The organism is Sphingomonas sp. MJ1 (PH-R8), assembly GCF_048058635.1.
Lineage (GTDB): Bacteria > Pseudomonadota > Alphaproteobacteria > Sphingomonadales > Sphingomonadaceae > Sphingomonas.
Genome location: NZ_JBBEFX010000003.1, coordinates 152,650 through 168,074, shown reverse-complemented (window position 1 = coordinate 168,074; position 15,425 = coordinate 152,650). Strand labels below are relative to the sequence as shown.

17 protein-coding genes are annotated in these 15,425 nt (G+C 69.4%); 13 read left to right on the top strand and 4 right to left on the bottom strand.

The window, feature by feature from the left end; translation table 11 throughout:
* Positions 1-7: 7 nt before the first annotated feature.
* The 7 genes from glmM (at position 8) to VPH46_RS03945 (ending at position 6,604) form a co-directional block, all read left to right on the top strand.
* Positions 8-1,348, top strand: coding sequence for a phosphoglucosamine mutase (gene glmM, locus VPH46_RS03975; RefSeq protein WP_125959481.1), 1,341 nt, complete (start codon positions 8-10; stop codon positions 1,346-1,348).
* Entirely contained in the window at positions 1,348-1,572 is a 225-nt protein-coding gene (locus tag VPH46_RS03970; protein WP_416609073.1) for a DUF1272 domain-containing protein, read from the top strand. The genes glmM and VPH46_RS03970 overlap by 1 nt, the downstream gene beginning before the upstream one ends.
* Positions 1,569-2,762 carry a bifunctional hydroxymethylpyrimidine kinase/phosphomethylpyrimidine kinase gene (gene thiD / locus VPH46_RS03965; protein ID WP_416609071.1) on the top strand — a complete coding sequence of 398 codons (1,194 nt, stop codon included), beginning with the start codon at positions 1,569-1,571 and terminating at the stop codon, positions 2,760-2,762. Before VPH46_RS03970 ends, thiD begins: the two co-directional genes overlap by 4 nt.
* A complete protein-coding gene (locus VPH46_RS03960) occupies positions 2,755-3,363 on the top strand; it encodes a ribonuclease HII (protein WP_416609069.1) in 609 nt (202 codons plus the stop codon). The genes thiD and VPH46_RS03960 overlap by 8 nt, the downstream gene beginning before the upstream one ends.
* A gap of 182 nt (positions 3,364-3,545) precedes the next feature.
* Positions 3,546-4,679: a site-specific DNA-methyltransferase gene (locus VPH46_RS03955; protein WP_125959485.1), complete on the top strand. Its 1,134-nt coding sequence runs from the start codon at positions 3,546-3,548 to the stop codon at positions 4,677-4,679.
* Between the two features lie 141 nt (positions 4,680-4,820).
* A complete protein-coding gene (folP, locus tag VPH46_RS03950) occupies positions 4,821-5,921 on the top strand; it encodes a dihydropteroate synthase (protein ID WP_416609066.1) in 1,101 nt (366 codons plus the stop codon).
* 38 nt (positions 5,922-5,959) lie between these two features.
* Positions 5,960-6,604 carry a hypothetical protein gene (locus VPH46_RS03945; protein WP_416609064.1) on the top strand — a complete coding sequence of 215 codons (645 nt, stop codon included), beginning with the start codon at positions 5,960-5,962 and terminating at the stop codon, positions 6,602-6,604.
* A gap of 7 nt (positions 6,605-6,611) precedes the next feature.
* Here VPH46_RS03945 and VPH46_RS03940 read toward each other — a convergent pair whose 3' ends face one another.
* Complete coding sequence (locus tag VPH46_RS03940) at positions 6,612-8,042, bottom strand: sigma-54-dependent transcriptional regulator (RefSeq protein ID WP_416609062.1); 1,431 nt, start codon at positions 8,040-8,042, stop codon at positions 6,612-6,614.
* Positions 8,043-8,182: 140 nt separating this feature from the next.
* Between VPH46_RS03940 and VPH46_RS03935 the strand changes: the two genes are divergently transcribed.
* The 6 genes from VPH46_RS03935 to VPH46_RS03910 all read left to right on the top strand — a co-directional run bounded on the left by VPH46_RS03935 (position 8,183) and on the right by VPH46_RS03910 (position 12,978).
* Positions 8,183-8,308: an aa3-type cytochrome c oxidase subunit IV gene (locus VPH46_RS03935; RefSeq protein ID WP_125962140.1), complete on the top strand. Its 126-nt coding sequence runs from the start codon at positions 8,183-8,185 to the stop codon at positions 8,306-8,308.
* Positions 8,308-9,438: an NAD(P) transhydrogenase subunit alpha gene (locus tag VPH46_RS03930; protein WP_416609060.1), complete on the top strand. Its 1,131-nt coding sequence runs from the start codon at positions 8,308-8,310 to the stop codon at positions 9,436-9,438. Before VPH46_RS03935 ends, VPH46_RS03930 begins: the two co-directional genes overlap by 1 nt.
* A 9-nt stretch (positions 9,439-9,447) precedes the next feature.
* Positions 9,448-9,969: a nucleoside 2-deoxyribosyltransferase gene (locus VPH46_RS03925; protein ID WP_416609058.1), complete on the top strand. Its 522-nt coding sequence runs from the start codon at positions 9,448-9,450 to the stop codon at positions 9,967-9,969.
* A gap of 15 nt (positions 9,970-9,984) precedes the next feature.
* Positions 9,985-10,287, top strand: a complete 303-nt coding sequence (locus tag VPH46_RS03920; RefSeq protein ID WP_125962137.1) for an NAD(P) transhydrogenase subunit alpha — start codon at positions 9,985-9,987, stop codon at positions 10,285-10,287.
* A gap of 97 nt (positions 10,288-10,384) precedes the next feature.
* Entirely contained in the window at positions 10,385-11,902 is a 1,518-nt protein-coding gene (locus VPH46_RS03915) for an NAD(P)(+) transhydrogenase (Re/Si-specific) subunit beta (RefSeq protein ID WP_416609055.1), read from the top strand.
* A gap of 74 nt (positions 11,903-11,976) precedes the next feature.
* On the top strand, positions 11,977-12,978 hold the full coding sequence (locus VPH46_RS03910) for a hypothetical protein (RefSeq protein ID WP_416609053.1): 1,002 nt from the start codon (positions 11,977-11,979) through the stop codon (positions 12,976-12,978).
* 24 nt (positions 12,979-13,002) lie between these two features.
* Here the strand turns inward: VPH46_RS03910 and VPH46_RS03905 are convergent, their stop codons facing one another.
* From VPH46_RS03905 to VPH46_RS03895, 3 genes are all read right to left on the bottom strand, one after another.
* Positions 13,003-14,385: an ATP-binding protein gene (locus VPH46_RS03905; RefSeq protein ID WP_132883000.1), complete on the bottom strand. Its 1,383-nt coding sequence runs from the start codon at positions 14,383-14,385 to the stop codon at positions 13,003-13,005.
* A gap of 84 nt (positions 14,386-14,469) precedes the next feature.
* Positions 14,470-15,150: a response regulator transcription factor gene (locus VPH46_RS03900; RefSeq protein ID WP_132882887.1), complete on the bottom strand. Its 681-nt coding sequence runs from the start codon at positions 15,148-15,150 to the stop codon at positions 14,470-14,472.
* Positions 15,151-15,171: 21 nt separating this feature from the next.
* Positions 15,172-15,411, bottom strand: a complete 240-nt coding sequence (locus VPH46_RS03895) for a hypothetical protein (protein WP_239433905.1) — start codon at positions 15,409-15,411, stop codon at positions 15,172-15,174.
* Positions 15,412-15,425 lie beyond the last annotated feature (14 nt).

Genomic DNA, 15,425 nt, shown 5'->3' with positions numbered 1-15,425 from the left:
TGAGCCGATGGCAAGAAAATATTTCGGCACCGACGGCATTCGCGGCGCCACCAACCAGTCGCCGATGACCGCCGAGATGGCGATGAAGGTCGGCATGGCCGCCGGCGCGCACTTCCGCCGGGGCGACCACCGCCATCGCGTGGTGATCGGCAAGGACACGCGCCTGTCGGGCTATATGCTCGAAAACGCCATGGTCGCTGGCTTCACTTCGGTTGGCATGGACGTGGTGCTGGTGGGGCCGATGCCGACGCCAGCGGTGGCGATGCTCACCACCTCGATGCGCGCCGACCTGGGCGTGATGATCTCGGCCAGCCACAACCCCTACGCGGACAATGGCATCAAGCTGTTCGGCCCGGACGGCTTCAAGCTTTCCGATGCCGACGAGGCGGCGATCGAGGCGCTGATCGACGGGCAGGTCCCGCTCGCGCCCTCGGCCGAGATCGGCCGCGCCCGCCGGGTCGAGGACGCACGGGGCCGCTACATCCACTTCGCCAAGTCCACTTTCCCCGAGGAACTGCGGCTGGACGGGCTGAAGGTCGTGGTCGATTGCGCCAATGGCGCCGCCTATCAGGTCGCCCCTTCCGCGCTGTGGGAGCTGGGGGCCGAGGTGGTGGCGATCGGCGTCACCCCCAATGGCAAGAACATCAACGACGGCGTCGGCTCGACCGCACCCGCCACGCTCAGCGAAACCGTCATCGGGTCCGGCGCCGCAATCGGCATCGCGCTCGACGGCGACGCCGACCGGCTGATCGTGGTCGACGAGACCGGCCGCGTGATCGACGGCGACCAGCTGATGGCGACCATCGCTGCCGGCTGGGCGCGCCAGGGCCGATTGAAGGGCGGCGGCCTGGTCACCACCGTCATGTCCAACCTCGGCCTCGAACGCCATCTCGCCGCGCAAGGGCTCGGCATGGTGCGCACCAAGGTCGGCGACCGCCACGTGCTCGAGAAGATGCGCGCGTCCGGCTATAATGTCGGCGGCGAACAGTCCGGCCACATCATCCTGTCCGACTATGCGACCACCGGCGACGGCCTCGTGGCAGCGCTCCAGGTGCTCGCCGAGGTCACCCGCGCCGGCGCTCCGGCAAGCGAGGTGCTGCACCGCTTCGATCCGCTGCCCCAGCTGCTGCGCAACGTCCGCTTCGCAGGCGGCAAGCCGCTGGAGGACGCGCGTGTCACCGACATCATCACCGCGGCCGAGGCCGAGCTGGCCGGCCGCGGCCGGCTGGTCATCCGCCCGTCGGGCACCGAGCCGGTGATCCGGGTGATGGCCGAAGGCGACGATCGCGCGCAGGTGGAAGCGGTGGTGACCCGCATCTGCGACGCCGTGCAGAAGGCGGCGGCCTGATGCTGGAGATGCGGCCCGACTGCGAACGCTGCGGCACCGACCTGCCCGCCGACCAGGGCGGCGCGTTCATCTGCTCGTTCGAATGCACCTTCTGCGCGGAATGCGCAGACGACCTGGACGAGCAGTGCCCCAATTGCGGCGGGGAGCTGCTCGACCGGCCCGCCCGCGTCGGAAAGGCGCTGAGGGACCATCCCGCCTCCACCGAGCGGCGATACGCGGCGTGACGATCCCCCGCATCCTGATCGTCGCCGGTTCCGATTCCGGCGGCGGCGCCGGCATCCAGGCGGACCTCAAGACCGTCACCATGCTCGGCGGCCACGGCATGACCGCGATCACCGCGATCACCGCCCAGAACACGCTGGGCGTCGACGGCGTCCACCCGATCCCGACCGACATGGTGCTGGCGCAGATCGATTCGGTCGTCTCCGACATTGGCGTCGACGCGGTGAAGATCGGCATGATCGGCTCGGCCCGCACCGCACTCGCGCTTGCGGAACGGCTCGAACAGCTCCCCGGCGTGCCGGTGGTGCTCGACCCCGTCATGGTGGCGAGCAGCGGCGCCCGACTGGCGGACACCGCCACCATCGCCGCGTTCGAGCGGCTGATGGACCGGGCAACCGTGGTCACGCCCAACATCCCGGAACTCGAGGCAATCGCCGGTGCGGCCCTCCCGACGGTCGAGGCCCGGGCGGAGGCCGCGCGCCGGCTCGCGGCCGCCCACGGCTGCGCCGTGCTGGTCAAGGGCGGCCATGACAACGGACCGATGGTGATCGACCGGCTCTATCCGGCAGAAAGCGGCGCGCCGCCCGTGCTCGAATGGAGCGATCCCCGCATCGACAGCACCGCGACGCACGGTACCGGCTGCACCCTCTCCACCGCCATTGCCTGCAGCCTCGCCGGCGAGTGGAACCTCGCCCAGGCGATCGCCCGCGCACGCCGCTTCGTGCGGATCGCAATGCTGGGAGCCGAACCGCTGGGCGACGGCCATGGTCCGATGGCGCAGCAGGGCGTGCGGCTCGACCTCAACGCCAGCCGCTGGTCGCCGATGCTCAACCAGGTGACGGTGCCCGCCACCGATCTCGCTGCCAGCGAGCGCTTCTACCGGATGCTCGGACTGCGCCAGATCGTCCGTTCCAGCCGCCGCTACGCGCGCTTCGAGAGCGAGGGCGGCGCAACCTTCTCGATCGAAATGGCCGAGGGTACCGACCGCCCGACTGTCTATTTCGAGGTCGGCGACCTCGACATCCCGGTCCGCTACCTCCGCCAGCAGGGCGTCGCCTTCACCCAGGAACCGGTCGAGCAGCCCTGGGGCTGGCGCGAGGCGCGGCTCACCGATCCCGCGGGCAATGCCGTCTGTCTCTACCAGGCTGGCGAGATGCGGCGGTTTCCGCCATGGCGCATCGCAAATGCCTGATTACTCTCATGAACGCCTGCACCCCGGCCCCGTCGCGGGCGTGGACGAGGCCGGCCGCGGCCCGCTTGCCGGTCCGGTCGTCGCCGCCGCGGTGGTGCTCGACCCCGACTGCATTCCCGATGGCATCGACGATTCCAAGGCGCTGACGGCGCTGCGCCGGGAGCGGCTGTGTGCGGAGATCCTCGCCTGCGCCAAGGTCGGCATCGGCATCGCCAGCGTCGAGGAGATCGACCAGATCAACATCTTCTGGGCGACCATGCTGGCCATGCACCGCGCCGTGGATGCGCTGGGGGTGGCGCCCGGCATGGTGCTGGTCGACGGCAACCGCTGCCCCGACTGGCCCCACCCCTCGCGCGCGCTGGTCGGCGGCGATGCGCTCTGCCTGTCGATCGCCGCCGCCTCGATCGTCGCCAAGCACCACCGCGACACCATCATGATCGAGGCCGACGCCCGCCATCCCGGCTATGGCTGGGCCTCCAACAAGGGCTATTCGGCCAAGGCGCACCTGGAGGCGCTCAAGTCGCTCGGCCCCACGCCGCTGCACCGCCGTTCGTTCGCGCCGGTCGCGCAAGCGTGGCTGCCGCTGGAAACCGTCGGCTGAGTCCTTTGCGCCACACCCACCAGTGGTAGGGCGTGGCAACGGGTACAGACTCAATATCTTCGGTCAGGGCGCGTTGCCGCGCATCTCCGCGGAATCGCGGGGGAATCTGGTAAATAAATGTTTGCTTGACCCGACTCCGCCGATCCGCAGGAGTGTGGGCAACAACAAGGGGGCGTGAATCGATGGGGGTGCTGGAGAAAGTGCGGACGCGGTCGCCGAAGACGGCGATGGCGGAACCGCGCGCGGCGCTGCCGCTCGACACCATCCTGCAAGGCGACTGCATCGCGCACATGCGCGCGCTGCCGACTGCGTCCGTCGACATGATCTTCGCCGATCCGCCCTACAACCTCCAGCTCGGCGGGGACCTCAACCGCCCCGACGGCAGCCACGTCGACGCCGTCACCGACGAGTGGGACAAGTTCGATTCGTTCGCGAGCTACGATCGCTTCACCCGCGACTGGCTGGCCGAGGCGCGCCGCATCCTGAAGCCGGACGGCACCATCTGGGTGATCGGCAGCTACCACAACATCTTCCGCGTCGGCGCGACCATCCAGGACCTGGGCTTCTGGATCCTCAACGACATCGTCTGGCGCAAGGCCAACCCGATGCCGAACTTCCGCGGCACCCGCTTCACCAACGCGCACGAGACGCTGATCTGGGCGTCGATGGGCGAGAAGTCGAAGTACACCTTCAACTATCGCAGCATGAAGACGCTCAACGACGAGCTGCAGATGCGCTCCGACTGGGAGTTCCCGATCTGCGGCGGGCCCGAGCGGCTGAAGAAGGACGGGCACAAGGTCCATCCGACCCAGAAGCCGGAGGCGCTGCTCTACCGCGTGCTGCTGGCCGCGACCCATCCGGGCGACGTGGTGCTCGACCCCTTCTTCGGCACCGGCACCACCGGCGCCGTCGCCAAGCGGCTGGGCCGCCGCTGGATCGGCATCGAGCGCGAGGGCGTCTACATCGACGCCGCCACCCAGCGCATTGCCGAGGCGCTGCCGCTCGACGAATCGTCCCTGCGCACGATGCAGGCGCCCAAGGGCACCCCGCGCGTCGCCTTCGGCACGTTGGTCGAAAACGGCATGGTCGCACCTGGCATGGTGCTGACCGATGCCAAGCGCCGCTTCCAGGCGGTGGTGCGCGCCGACGGCTCGCTCGCCTGCGGCGTCGAGACCGGCTCGATCCACAAGCTCGGCGCGACGCTCCAGGGCGCGCCCTCCTGCAACGGCTGGACCTTCTGGCACCACGAGAGCGAAGGACGCCTTCAGGCGATCGACACACTGCGGCAGACGTACCTGCTGGCGACGCAGCCTTAAGGCCGGCGACACTCCATAAAACCGTGCTCCTGCGCAGGCAGGAGCCCAGGGCCACCAACGCCGTCGGAGCTCTAGGCTCCTGCGCAGGCAGGAGCACGGCCTTCCGGTTGCGGCAGACGCGAGCCTGCGCGAAAGCAGGCCATGACCGTCCCTCCGATCGCCCCCGATGCCCGCCTCCACCTTCGCCCGGTCCAGCTGATCGACACGCCCGTGGCGCTCGACGGCCAGGCCGAACGGCTAGCTGGTGGGATGCAGTGGTTCGCTGCCTATGAACTGCTCGCCCCCGGCCTCCGAGCGACCGTTCCGCTCGCCGACTTCCCCCGGCTGCTCGAAGGCGTATCGAGCACCCAGGCCGATCGGCTGCAGACCCTGCACGCCCGCATTACTTCGCCCCGTGCTCCCATTGCGTGTGGCGAGCGCGTGCTGCGCCTCGACCAGCCGCTGGTCGCCGCCATCCTCAACTGCACGCCCGACAGCTTTTCCGACGGCGGCCGCAACGGCAGCGATCCCGAAGCGATCGCCGCCACCGGGCATCGCATGGCAGAGGCCGGTGCGGCGCTGATCGACGTCGGCGGCGAATCGACCCGGCCGGGCGCCGCCGCCGTCTGGGAAGGCGACGAGATCGCCCGCGTATTGCCGGTGATCGAGCGCCTGGCCGCAAGCGGCACCCCCGTCTCGATCGACACCCGCAAGGCCTCGGTGATGGAGGCGGCGCTGTCGGCAGGCGCGCACATCGTCAACGACGTCGCCGCCCTGCTGTTCGACCCACGGGCGCTGGAGGTGGTGGCCCACGCCGGTTGCCCGGTGGTGCTGATGCACTCGCCCGACCCGGCAACCGGTGGCCATGCCCGCCCGGCATATCGCAACGTGCTCACCGACGTATTCGACTGGCTGGACGAGCGTATCGAGGCGGTGGTCGCCGGGGGCGTCAACCGCGCCAACATCCTCGTCGATCCCGGCATCGGCTTCGGCAAGTCGCTTGCCGAAAACCTCGCGCTCCTGAACGGCGTCGCGATCTTCCACGGCCTCGGCTGCCCGATCCTGCTCGGTGCCAGTCGCAAGCGGCTGATCGGCGCGCTCGCCAACGAGGCGCCGGCAGACCAGCGGCTGGGGGGCTCGCTCACGCTGGCGCTGAAAGGCGCGGACATGGGCGCGCAGCTGATCCGCGTCCACGACGTGCCGGAAACGGTGCAGGCGCTGCGGGTGTGGCGCGGCCTGCGCGACACGGCGCTCGCGGGTTGAGGATGGAGCCACTCGGCCACGTCCACCGTTACTCCCCCATGCGGTCCTTCCTTCCCCTGCTGGCGCTGACCTGCCTGTGTGCGTGCGGCGGCGACCAGACGCCCGAGGAGGCGGCGCCCAACGCCGCCGTCGCTGAGGAAACCCCTGCACCGACCCCAGCGCCCACGGCACCTGCGACGCCCGTGCCGAGCAGCGACACGCCGACGCCTTCACCGGCCGCGACCTCGTCCACCGCGGGCCGCGTGTCGCGCTACACCAGCCTCTCCGATTGCCGGGTGGTGCGCTCGACCCCGGACGAGGCGGGCTTCTCCGAATCGAGCTGCCCTGGCCTCGGCGAATATCGGCTCAAGCTGGTCGAAGCCGACGGGCGCCAGAACCTCCTGCTCGTCTCGGGCGGGCGCGAGCATAACCTGCGCCTCTCGTCCGTCACCAGCGGCGGCTTCAGCGAGCTGGGCAAGCGGATCGAATGGCGTGGGCGCGAGCAGGACGGCAGCTTCCGCCCCGACGCGCTGATCCTGCGCTACGACGTGGTCGAGAACTTCGACCAGCCGACCAGGCCGACCTCCTACCTGCTGCCGGTGTCGCTGGAGCGGACGCCCTGCCTGTCCGCCAAAATCCGTCCCGGCGCCGGCCAGAACGACCGCGCCCGTGCCGCCGCGGACGGCCCCGGGAAATGCCTCTGAATGAACGTCAGGCGGCGCTCTGGTCGATCCCCAGTTCGCCCAGCTTCCGGTAGAGCGTCGAGCGCCCGATGCCGAGGCGCCGGGCGACTTCGCTCATGCGCCCCCGATAATGGCCGATCGCCAGCCGGATCACATCGGCCTCGATCTCGTCGAGCGCCCTCAGGTTGCCGTCGGGCCGGAACAGCGTCACCCCCGCCTCGGTCGGGCGCACCGGCGCCGGGCGACGGATCGTCTCCTCGTCGGACAGCTGCGCGATCTGCGGGAAATCGGCACGCGTCAGCGCATCCCCCTCGCACAGCACCGCCGCGCGGAAGAGCGCGTTCTGGAGCTGCCGCACATTGCCCGGCCAGTCGTAGCCGGCGAGCAGCGCCAGCGCATCGTCGGTGATGCCAAGCTGCCGCAGCCCCGGCTGCCGTCCGATCCGCGCCAGCAGGTGGCGTGCGAGCGGGGCCACGTCGCCCGGACGCTCGCGCAGGGGCGGGATCGTCAGCTGGACGACGTTCAGGCGATAGTAGAGGTCCTCCCGGAAGCGCTCGGCCTCCACCTCGTCGGCGAGCGTGCGGTTGGTCGCCGCGATCACGCGCACGTCGACGCTGCGCGCATAGGACGCGCCGATCGGCCGCACCTCCCCTGACACGATCGCGTCGAGCAGCTTCGCCTGCACCGCGAGCGGCATCTCGCCCACTTCGTCCAGGAACAGCGTGCTGCCGTCCGCCTCCTCGAATCGCCCGATGCGGCGTTCGAAGGCGCCGGGAAAGGCGCCCTTCTCGTGTCCGAACAGCGCGCTTTCGATCTGGTTTGCGGGAATCGCACCGCAGTTGAAATGCACCATCTGGCGGCGCGCGCGCGGCGATGCGGCGTGGATCGCCTCCGCCAGCACTTCCTTGCCGACGCCGCTCTCGCCTTCGACCAGCACCGGCACGCGTGCGCGCGCGGCCTTTGCCGCGATCGCGAGCGCCGCGCGGAACTGGGGAGCCGAGCCCACGACCTCGTCGAAAGCGAGCGGCATCGACAGCTTTTCGGCAAGCGGCCGCAGTTCGCCCGTGTCGCCGGCACCCGCCGCCGCGTCGAGGGCGGAGAGCAGCCGTTCGGGGACGAGCGGCTTGACCAGGAAATCGCTGGCGCCCGCGCGCATCGCGGCCACCGCCTGTGCAACCGAGCCGTCGGCGGTCAGCATCAGCAGGGGCAGCGCCGGCCGATTGCGGCGCAGCGCCCCGATCAGGCCGGCGAGTTCCGTCTCCGTATCCGGGAATCGATGATCGAGCAGGATCGCGTCGAGCGCCAGCCCTTCCGGCGTCGCGAGCGTCTCCAGGGCCGAATCGACATCGTCCGCAAAGATCGTCCGCCAGCTGCGCCGCGCGGCGATCACCGAGATCAGGCGGCGCTGCGCAGGGTCGTCGTCAATCACCATCAGCAGGCGCTGGCCATTGCGCGTCATTCCCGACTCCCCAAGTCTCGTCGCGCCGTGGCTATAGCACGACGGTAAAGGCCCGCTTAAGCCCGCCCGTAGGCAGGGGTTGGCGGTTCCCGGCGGCGAAGCTAAGCTCCGTCCAACAGCAGACGACAGGGGATCCGAGGATGGCCGGCAATGGCGACCTGAGCGCGCACAAGGACACGTACAACGGATTCCTCACGCTGGTGAAATGGGGAACGATCATCGTGCTCCTGCTCGCCGCGCTGGTGGTCTGGCTGATCGCCGCCTGATGAAGATCGCCGTCCTGTCCGAAGCCGCTCTGGACGAGCGGCGGGTCTCCGCCACGGCCGAGACGGTCAAGAAGTTCGTCCAGCTGGGCGCCCGCGTCGCGGTGGAGGCGGGCGCCGGGCGCTCGGCCTCGGTCGCCGACGCCGACTATGCCGCCGCGGGGGCGACCCTCGGCAGCCGCGCCGAAGTGCTGGCCGATGCCGATGTCGTGCTGGCGGTGCAGGGCCCGGCACCCGAGTCGCTCACGGGCATCAAGCCGGGCGCCTGGCTGGTCGCCGGCCTCAATCCCTTTGGCGAGCGCGCGCGGGTCGACGGCTATGCCGCGCTGGGTATCGAGGCGCTGGCGATGGAGTGGATGCCGCGCATCACCCGCGCCCAATCGATGGACATCCTCTCCTCGCAATCGAATCTCGCCGGCTACAAGGCAGTGATCGATGCGGCCGCGGCGTACGGCCGCGCCTTTCCGATGATGATGACGGCAGCAGGCACGGTCTCGGCCGCGCGCGTCTTCGTGATGGGCGTGGGCGTCGCGGGCCTCCAGGCGGTCGCCACCGCCCGGCGCCTGGGTGCGCAGGTCTCCGCCACCGACGTGCGCTCGGCGACGAAGGAGCAGATCCAGTCGCTCGGCGCCAAGCCGATCTTCGTGGAGAATGTCGCCGGCATCGAGGGCGAGGGTTCGGGCGGCTATGCCACCGAGATGTCGCCCGAGTATCAGAAGGCGCAGGCCGAACTCGTCTCCAGCCACCTCGCCAAGCAGGACGTGGTCATCACCACCGCACTGATCCCGGGCCGTCCCGCACCGCGGCTGATCAGCGATGCGCAGCTCCAGACGATGCGCCCCGGCAGCATCGTCGTGGATCTGGCCGTCGAGCAGGGCGGCAATGTCGAGGGCGCGGTCGCCGGCGAGGTCGTGGAGCGCCACGGCGTGCGCATCCTCGGCCACCGCAACATGCCGAGCCGCCTCGCCGCCGACGCCTCGGCGCTGTTCGCGCGCAACCTCTACAACTTCCTCTCTGCCTATTGGGACAAGGAAGCGGGTCGCCCCGTGCTCCCCGACGAGGACGAGGTCACCCAGGGCATCCGCCTGACCCGCGGGGGCGCCGTGGTGCAGCCCCGGCTGCTGCAGGCCTGACGGGTCCGCATGCTCAGGCGCCTCTATCTTGCCGGTCCGGACGTGTTCCTGGGGCACGCGCCGGCGATCGCCCGGGCCAAGCTCGCCCTGTGCGCCGAGCACGGCTTCGAAGGCATCTTCCCCTTCGATGTCGAGGCGAGCCCGTCGGCCAGCGGCAGCTTCCAGGAAGGAGTGGCGATCTATCGCGCCAATCTCGCCCTGATGCGTTCGGCCGATGCGATCCTTGCCAATCTGACGCCGTTCCGCGGGCCCGGTGCCGACGCCGGCACCGCGTTCGAACTCGGCTTCTTCGCGGCGCTCGAACGGCCGATCTACGGCTATTCGTCGAGCGCCGAGGATTTCGCGACGCGCATGCGGGCGTTGGTCGGTTCGGACCCGAACGCGGTGGTGGAGGATTTCGGCCATCAGGACAATCTGATGCTCGGCGGCGCGGTCGCGTCGCACGGGGAATGGGTGACGGTCGCAGACGGGGACCCGGCGGCAATGGCGGCGTTCGAGGCCTGCCTGCGCGCGATCCCCGCGAGCCGCTGACGAAAGGGCAAGAGCATGGACTTCGTCTCGATCCTGTCGATCTTCGTGCTGGCGTGCTTCGTCGGCTATTATGTGGTGTGGTCGGTCACCCCGGCGCTGCACACGCCGCTGATGGCCGTCACCAACGCGATCTCGTCCGTCATCATCGTCGGCGCGCTGGTCGCGGCAGCGGCCGCGGGCGCACCCGGCGCCAAATGGCTGGGGCTGCTCGCCGTCGTGCTTGCGAGCATCAACATCTTCGGCGGCTTCGCGGTCACCGAACGCATGCTGGCCATGTACAAGAAGAAGGAGCGGCCTGACACGGCCGCCAGGCACTAGGTCGTCATCCCGGCGAAGGCCGGGATCCATCGTGCGGCATGCGCAGGTGGAAAGATGGACCCCGGCCTTCGCCGGGGGGACGGAAAGGGGGTTCAGGATGGAACATACGGCTTCGATAAACCCCTGGGTGGCGCTGGCCTATCTGATCTCGGGCGTGTGCTTCATCCTGGCCCTGCGCGGGTTGTCGTCCCCCGCCACCTCCCGGCGCGGCAACCGGCTGGGGATGATCGGCATGGGCCTGGCCGTCGTCACCACGCTGGTGACGCACCTGCCCGTGCAGACGGTCGGCCTCGTCCTGGCAGACCCCAGCGGAGCCATCGCCGCGACCGGCCCGCTGTTTGCGCGCATCGACATGCTCACGCTGCTGGAGATCCTGGGCGCCATCGCGCTCGGCGCCGTCATCGGCCTCACCACCGCCCGGCGGATCGCGATGACGGCGATGCCGCAGCTGGTCGCGGCCTTTCACTCGCTGGTGGGCCTCGCCGCGGTGCTGGTCGCCTGCGCCGCCTTCCTGAACCCGGTCGCCTTCGGCATCGCCGAGCTGGTGGTGCCGATGATCGGCCAGCCCTTCGCGGCCATCCACCGGGTCAGCCGGATCGAGATGACGCTGGGCGCCGCCATCGGCGCGATCACCTTCTCCGGCTCCGTGATCGCCTTCCTCAAGCTCAACGGCAGCATGTCGGGCAAGCCGATCCTGCTGCCGGGCCGCCATGTCCTCAACCTGGCCGTGCTGGGCGCGATCCTCGCCCTGATCGCCGGCTTCTACGAGACGCAGGCACCGTGGATGTTCTGGGCGATCACGCTGCTCGCCTTTGCCGTCGGCTTCCTGCTCATCATCCCAATCGGCGGTGCGGACATGCCGGTCGTGGTGTCGATGCTGAACAGCTATTCGGGCTGGGCTGCCGCGGCGATGGGCTTCACGCTCGGCAACAGCGCGATGATCATCACCGGCGCGCTGGTGGGCTCGTCGGGCGCGATCCTGAGCTACATCATGTGCCGCGCGATGAACCGCAGCTTCCTGAGCGTCATCGCGGGCGGCTTCGGGGCCGAGAGCGGCGGCGCCAGCGGCGGCGAGGCGATCGACCGCCCGTGGAAGCGCGGTTCGGCCGAGGACGCCGCCTTCCTGATGAGCCAGGCCGAGCAGGTCATCATCGTCCCCGGCTATGGCATGGCGGTCGCCCAGGCGCAGCATGCGGTGCGCGAGATGGCCGACAAGCTCAAGGCGCATGGTGTCCGCGTCAAATACGCCATTCACCCAGTCGCCGGTCGCATGCCGGGCCATATGAACGTCCTGCTGGCCGAGGCGAACGTTCCCTATGACGAGGTGTTCGAGCTGGAGGACATCAACGCCGAGTTCGCGCAGAGCGACGTCGCCTTCGTGATCGGCGCCAACGACGTCACCAATCCCTCGGCCAAAACCGACAAGAGCTCGCCCATCTACGGCATGCCCGTCCTGGACGTGGAAAAGGCCAAGACGGTGCTGTTCGTGAAGCGCTCGATGGGCGGCGTCGGCTATGCCGGCGTGGACAACCCGGTGTTCTACATGGACAACACCATGATGCTCCTGGCCGACGCCAAGAAGATGACAGAAGAGATCGTCAAGGCACTCGATTGATACTGTCCCGCTTCTATGCCAGACAAGGCTCCATAGCGGATGCTTAACGTCCGGTACACGGTTGGGGGCCTGTCATGCTTGGATCGTCTTCCCGCGCGTTCGGGTCTCCGGCGGATGCCCCGAGCAGCGCACAGGGCTTTCATCACCCCGCGGCCCTCTTCATCGTCGCCCATGATGCCTCCGGAGCCGAAGCGGCAGCAGACGCGGCAGCGCTGGCCGGCGCGCACGTGATCGGACGCGGTGGCTTCGGCGACCTGCCGCGGCCATCGGACCTGCCTCGGCACGACATCCTGTTGATCGAGGCCGCACCGGCGTCACCCACCGAACTGGAAGCGCTGCTGCAGTGGGGCGAGGAGATCCGCGCCTGGGCCGGCTCTCGGCTGATCGTCTGCTTCACGCCGGCACAACTGGACCAGGCCGTGGCCCAGACGTCCGTGGCGGGCGTGCAGATGCTGTGCGCCCCGGACGTGTCCGAACGAGTCTCCGCGCTCGCGATCGCGGGATGCCGGCCGACGATCCAATATGCCGGTGCGACCGAGACCGACGGCGAACGCATCCGGCGGCTGAGTGAAGAAGTCGCCCGCATTGCCGAGGCGTTGACGCGCCTCACCTTCGCGAGCGCGAACGGACAGGCGCAGGATCGCGACGGCTACGGTGCCGAGCCGGAGCGGCTGGACGGCTCCGGCCCGGATGCGGGTGCCAAAGCCAAGCCGTCGGAGGAGGAGCCGCTGCCGCAGCCGGCCGCGATCCGCGCGCAGATCCGGGCACGTCGGCTGCGCGCGCAGTTCTTCGATCCGCAGCTGTTCGCGGATCCGGCCTGGGACATGCTGCTCGACCTGATGGCGGCGCGCCTGGAGCGGGTCTCGGTCTCGGTCTCCAGCCTGTGCATCGCTGCCGCGGTCCCGCCAACGACGGCGCTACGCTGGATCACGACCATGATCGAGGCCGGGCTGTTCGAGCGGGAGGACGACCCACTGGACCGCCGCCGCGCCTATATCGCGCTCACGAACAAGGCGTTCGAAGGGATGCGGAACTATGCAGCGGCCGCACGCCGGCTGGGCCTCCACGTCTTTTGAGGGGCGTCGTGCCGCCGCCGGGTATTAGCCGAAGGCCGGGAGGCGCAGCCGCACGAGCAATCCGCCCAGGTCCTCGCTCTCTTCCAGCGTGACCGTGCCTTCGTAGATTTCGGCCACGTCCCGCACGATCGCGAGGCCAAGGCCGGTGCCCGGCTTGCCGCTGTCCAGCCGGACGCCGCGGTCGAAGATGCGCTGGCGATCGGCCTCCGGAATGCCGACGCCGTCGTCCTCGACCAGGATCTCGGCAAAGCCCATGTCCGCGCGCACCGTCACGAACACGCTCCCGCCGCCGTATTTGGCGGCGTTCTCGACTAGGTTGCCCAGGATCTCGTCCAGGTCCTGACGTTCGATCCGCGCGATCAGATCGCGCGCGCCATCCACATCGACCCGCACGTTGGGATAAAGCCGGCTGACCGCGCGCTCGACCGCCTCCACCGACGGCCACACTTCGGCGCGGCTGTGGGCGCTGCCGCGCCGCCCCACCGCGCGCGCGCGCGCGAGGTGATGGTCGACCTGCCGGCGCATCGTGCGCGCCTCGCGGATCACCGTCGCCGCCAGATCGTCCTGCCCGGCCGCCGCGGCGTTCATGATGACCGTCAGCGGCGTTTTGAGCGCATGGGCGAGGTTGCCGGCGTGGCGCCGCGCCTCCTCCGCCTGCCGGTCGTTGTGCTCGACCAGCGCGTTGAGCTCCTCGACCATCGGCGCGACCTCGGCGGGCATCGCGCCCTCCAGCCGCGCCGCTTCGCCGCTGCGCAGCCGGGCGATGGCGTAGCGCAGCTTGCGCAAGGGTAGCAGGCCGTACCAGGTCTGCAGCGCCGCCATCACGATCAGCCCCAGCCCCAGCAGCAGGAAGCTGCGGATCAGCGTACGGCGCAGCGCGTCGATCTGCGCGTCCAGCACGTCGCGGGATTCCGCCACCTGGAAGCGCCAGCGCACCGGCGATCCCGGCAGCGTCAGGTCGCGCTCGACGATGCGCAGCTTCTCGTCCGGGAAGGCGTTGCTGTCGTAGGTGTGGATTTCCTTGTCGTGATGCGGGTCGCCCTCGGGCAGCTTGCGATCCCACAGCGACCGCGACGGAAACGGCTCGAAGCCCTTGCCGCTTACCTGCCAGTAGAGGCCGGAACCGGGCTCCAGGAAGCGCTGGTCCCCCAGGTTGCGGTTGAACACGACTTCCCCGTCCGACCCGATCTCGGCCGTGACGATCATCGAGGTCAGCAGATAGTCGAGCTGGTCGTCGAAATTGCGCGTGATCGCCGAAGTCAGCACCCGGTCGAGCGCGAAACCGCCGCCCGACAGCAGCACCAGAATCCATACCGCCGCGATCAGGATCATGCGGCGGCTGAGCGAGCCCGTCACCCGCACATAGCTGCGCGGGGGCGGGTCGCCCGGGCCCGGCTGCACCGGCATAGCCGCCTTGTCGTGGCGCGCAGCCCAGGTGTCGAGCAGGCCGCCCCAGGGTTTCATTGCAACGCTGCCTTCATCGGCCCCGCATCACGCGATCGGCGCAGGCGCGCCCGGCTCGTCGAGGCTGTAGCCGAGGCCGCGGATGGTGGTAATCACGTCCGAGCCCAGCTTCTTGCGGATGCGCGTCACGAACACCTCGATGGTGTTCGAATCGCGGTCGAAGTCCTGGTCGTAGATATGCTCGATCAGTTCGGTGCGGCTGACCACCTTGCCCTTGTGGTGGATGAGGTAGCTCAGCAGCTTATATTCCTGCGCGGTGAGCTTCACCGGCTCGCCCGCCTTGGTGACCTTGCCCGAGCGCGTGTCGAGGCGGATGTCGCCCGCGATCAGCTCGGCCGAGGCATTGCCGGACGCGCGGCGGATCAGCGCGCGCAGCCGCGCGATCAGTTCCTCGGTCTGGAACGGCTTGGCGACATAGTCGTCGGCGCCGGCATCGAGCCCCGCCACCTTGTCGGACCAGCTGTCGCGCGCGGTCAGCACGAGAACGGGTGCGGTGCGCCCCTCCTTGCGCCAGCGATCGAGCACGGTCAGCCCGTCGACCTCGGGCAGGCCGAGGTCGAGGATGATCGCGTCATAGGTTTCGGTGGAGCCCAGGAAATGCCCCTCCTCGCCATCGGTGGCGAGGTCCACGGCATAGCCGGCGCCTTCCAGCGTGGCCCGCAGCTGGCGGCCCAGATTCGGTTCGTCCTCGACGATCAGAACGCGCATTTCCACCCTTTCGCGAAGGCTCTATTTTCCCGTCCGGCCAACGATCTCACCGGTGCGGCCGTCGACATCGACCCAGATCACGGCTCCATCGCGCAGGAACTTGAGCGTGTAAATGGCAGTGCCGGCATCGAAGTCGAAGCCCAGATATTGTGCGCCGCGGATCTTGCCGGTGACCCGCCGCTCGATCTCGCGCAGGGGCAGGATGCGGCCCTGCTTGCGGCCTTCCATCGCCGCTTCCTGATCGCCCCGATGGCGTTGCATGCCGGCCACGGGCG

What these genes read in the sequence shown, in the direction of transcription:
- VPH46_RS03920 (WP_125962137.1), top strand. Translation starts at nt 9,985, where the DNA reads ATGGACTTCGTCTCGATCCTGTCGATCTTCGTGCTGGCGTGCTTCGTC.
- glmM (WP_125959481.1), top strand. Translation starts at nt 8, where the DNA reads ATGGCAAGAAAATATTTCGGCACCGACGGCATTCGCGGCGCCACCAAC.
- VPH46_RS03895 (WP_239433905.1), bottom strand. Translation starts at nt 15,411, where the DNA reads ATGCAACGCCATCGGGGCGATCAGGAAGCGGCGATGGAAGGCCGCAAG.
- VPH46_RS03925 (WP_416609058.1), top strand. Translation starts at nt 9,448, where the DNA reads ATGCTCAGGCGCCTCTATCTTGCCGGTCCGGACGTGTTCCTGGGGCAC.
- VPH46_RS03935 (WP_125962140.1), top strand. Translation starts at nt 8,183, where the DNA reads ATGGCCGGCAATGGCGACCTGAGCGCGCACAAGGACACGTACAACGGA.
- VPH46_RS03915 (WP_416609055.1), top strand. Translation starts at nt 10,385, where the DNA reads ATGGAACATACGGCTTCGATAAACCCCTGGGTGGCGCTGGCCTATCTG.
- VPH46_RS03960 (WP_416609069.1), top strand. Translation starts at nt 2,755, where the DNA reads ATGCCTGATTACTCTCATGAACGCCTGCACCCCGGCCCCGTCGCGGGC.
- VPH46_RS03945 (WP_416609064.1), top strand. Translation starts at nt 5,960, where the DNA reads ATGCGGTCCTTCCTTCCCCTGCTGGCGCTGACCTGCCTGTGTGCGTGC.
- VPH46_RS03970 (WP_416609073.1), top strand. Translation starts at nt 1,348, where the DNA reads ATGCTGGAGATGCGGCCCGACTGCGAACGCTGCGGCACCGACCTGCCC.
- VPH46_RS03900 (WP_132882887.1), bottom strand. Translation starts at nt 15,150, where the DNA reads ATGCGCGTTCTGATCGTCGAGGACGAACCGAATCTGGGCCGCCAGCTG.
- VPH46_RS03940 (WP_416609062.1), bottom strand. Translation starts at nt 8,042, where the DNA reads ATGACGCGCAATGGCCAGCGCCTGCTGATGGTGATTGACGACGACCCT.
- VPH46_RS03955 (WP_125959485.1), top strand. Translation starts at nt 3,546, where the DNA reads ATGGGGGTGCTGGAGAAAGTGCGGACGCGGTCGCCGAAGACGGCGATG.
- VPH46_RS03905 (WP_132883000.1), bottom strand. Translation starts at nt 14,385, where the DNA reads ATGCCGGTGCAGCCGGGCCCGGGCGACCCGCCCCCGCGCAGCTATGTG.
- folP (WP_416609066.1), top strand. Translation starts at nt 4,821, where the DNA reads ATGACCGTCCCTCCGATCGCCCCCGATGCCCGCCTCCACCTTCGCCCG.
- VPH46_RS03930 (WP_416609060.1), top strand. Translation starts at nt 8,308, where the DNA reads ATGAAGATCGCCGTCCTGTCCGAAGCCGCTCTGGACGAGCGGCGGGTC.
- VPH46_RS03910 (WP_416609053.1), top strand. Translation starts at nt 11,977, where the DNA reads ATGCTTGGATCGTCTTCCCGCGCGTTCGGGTCTCCGGCGGATGCCCCG.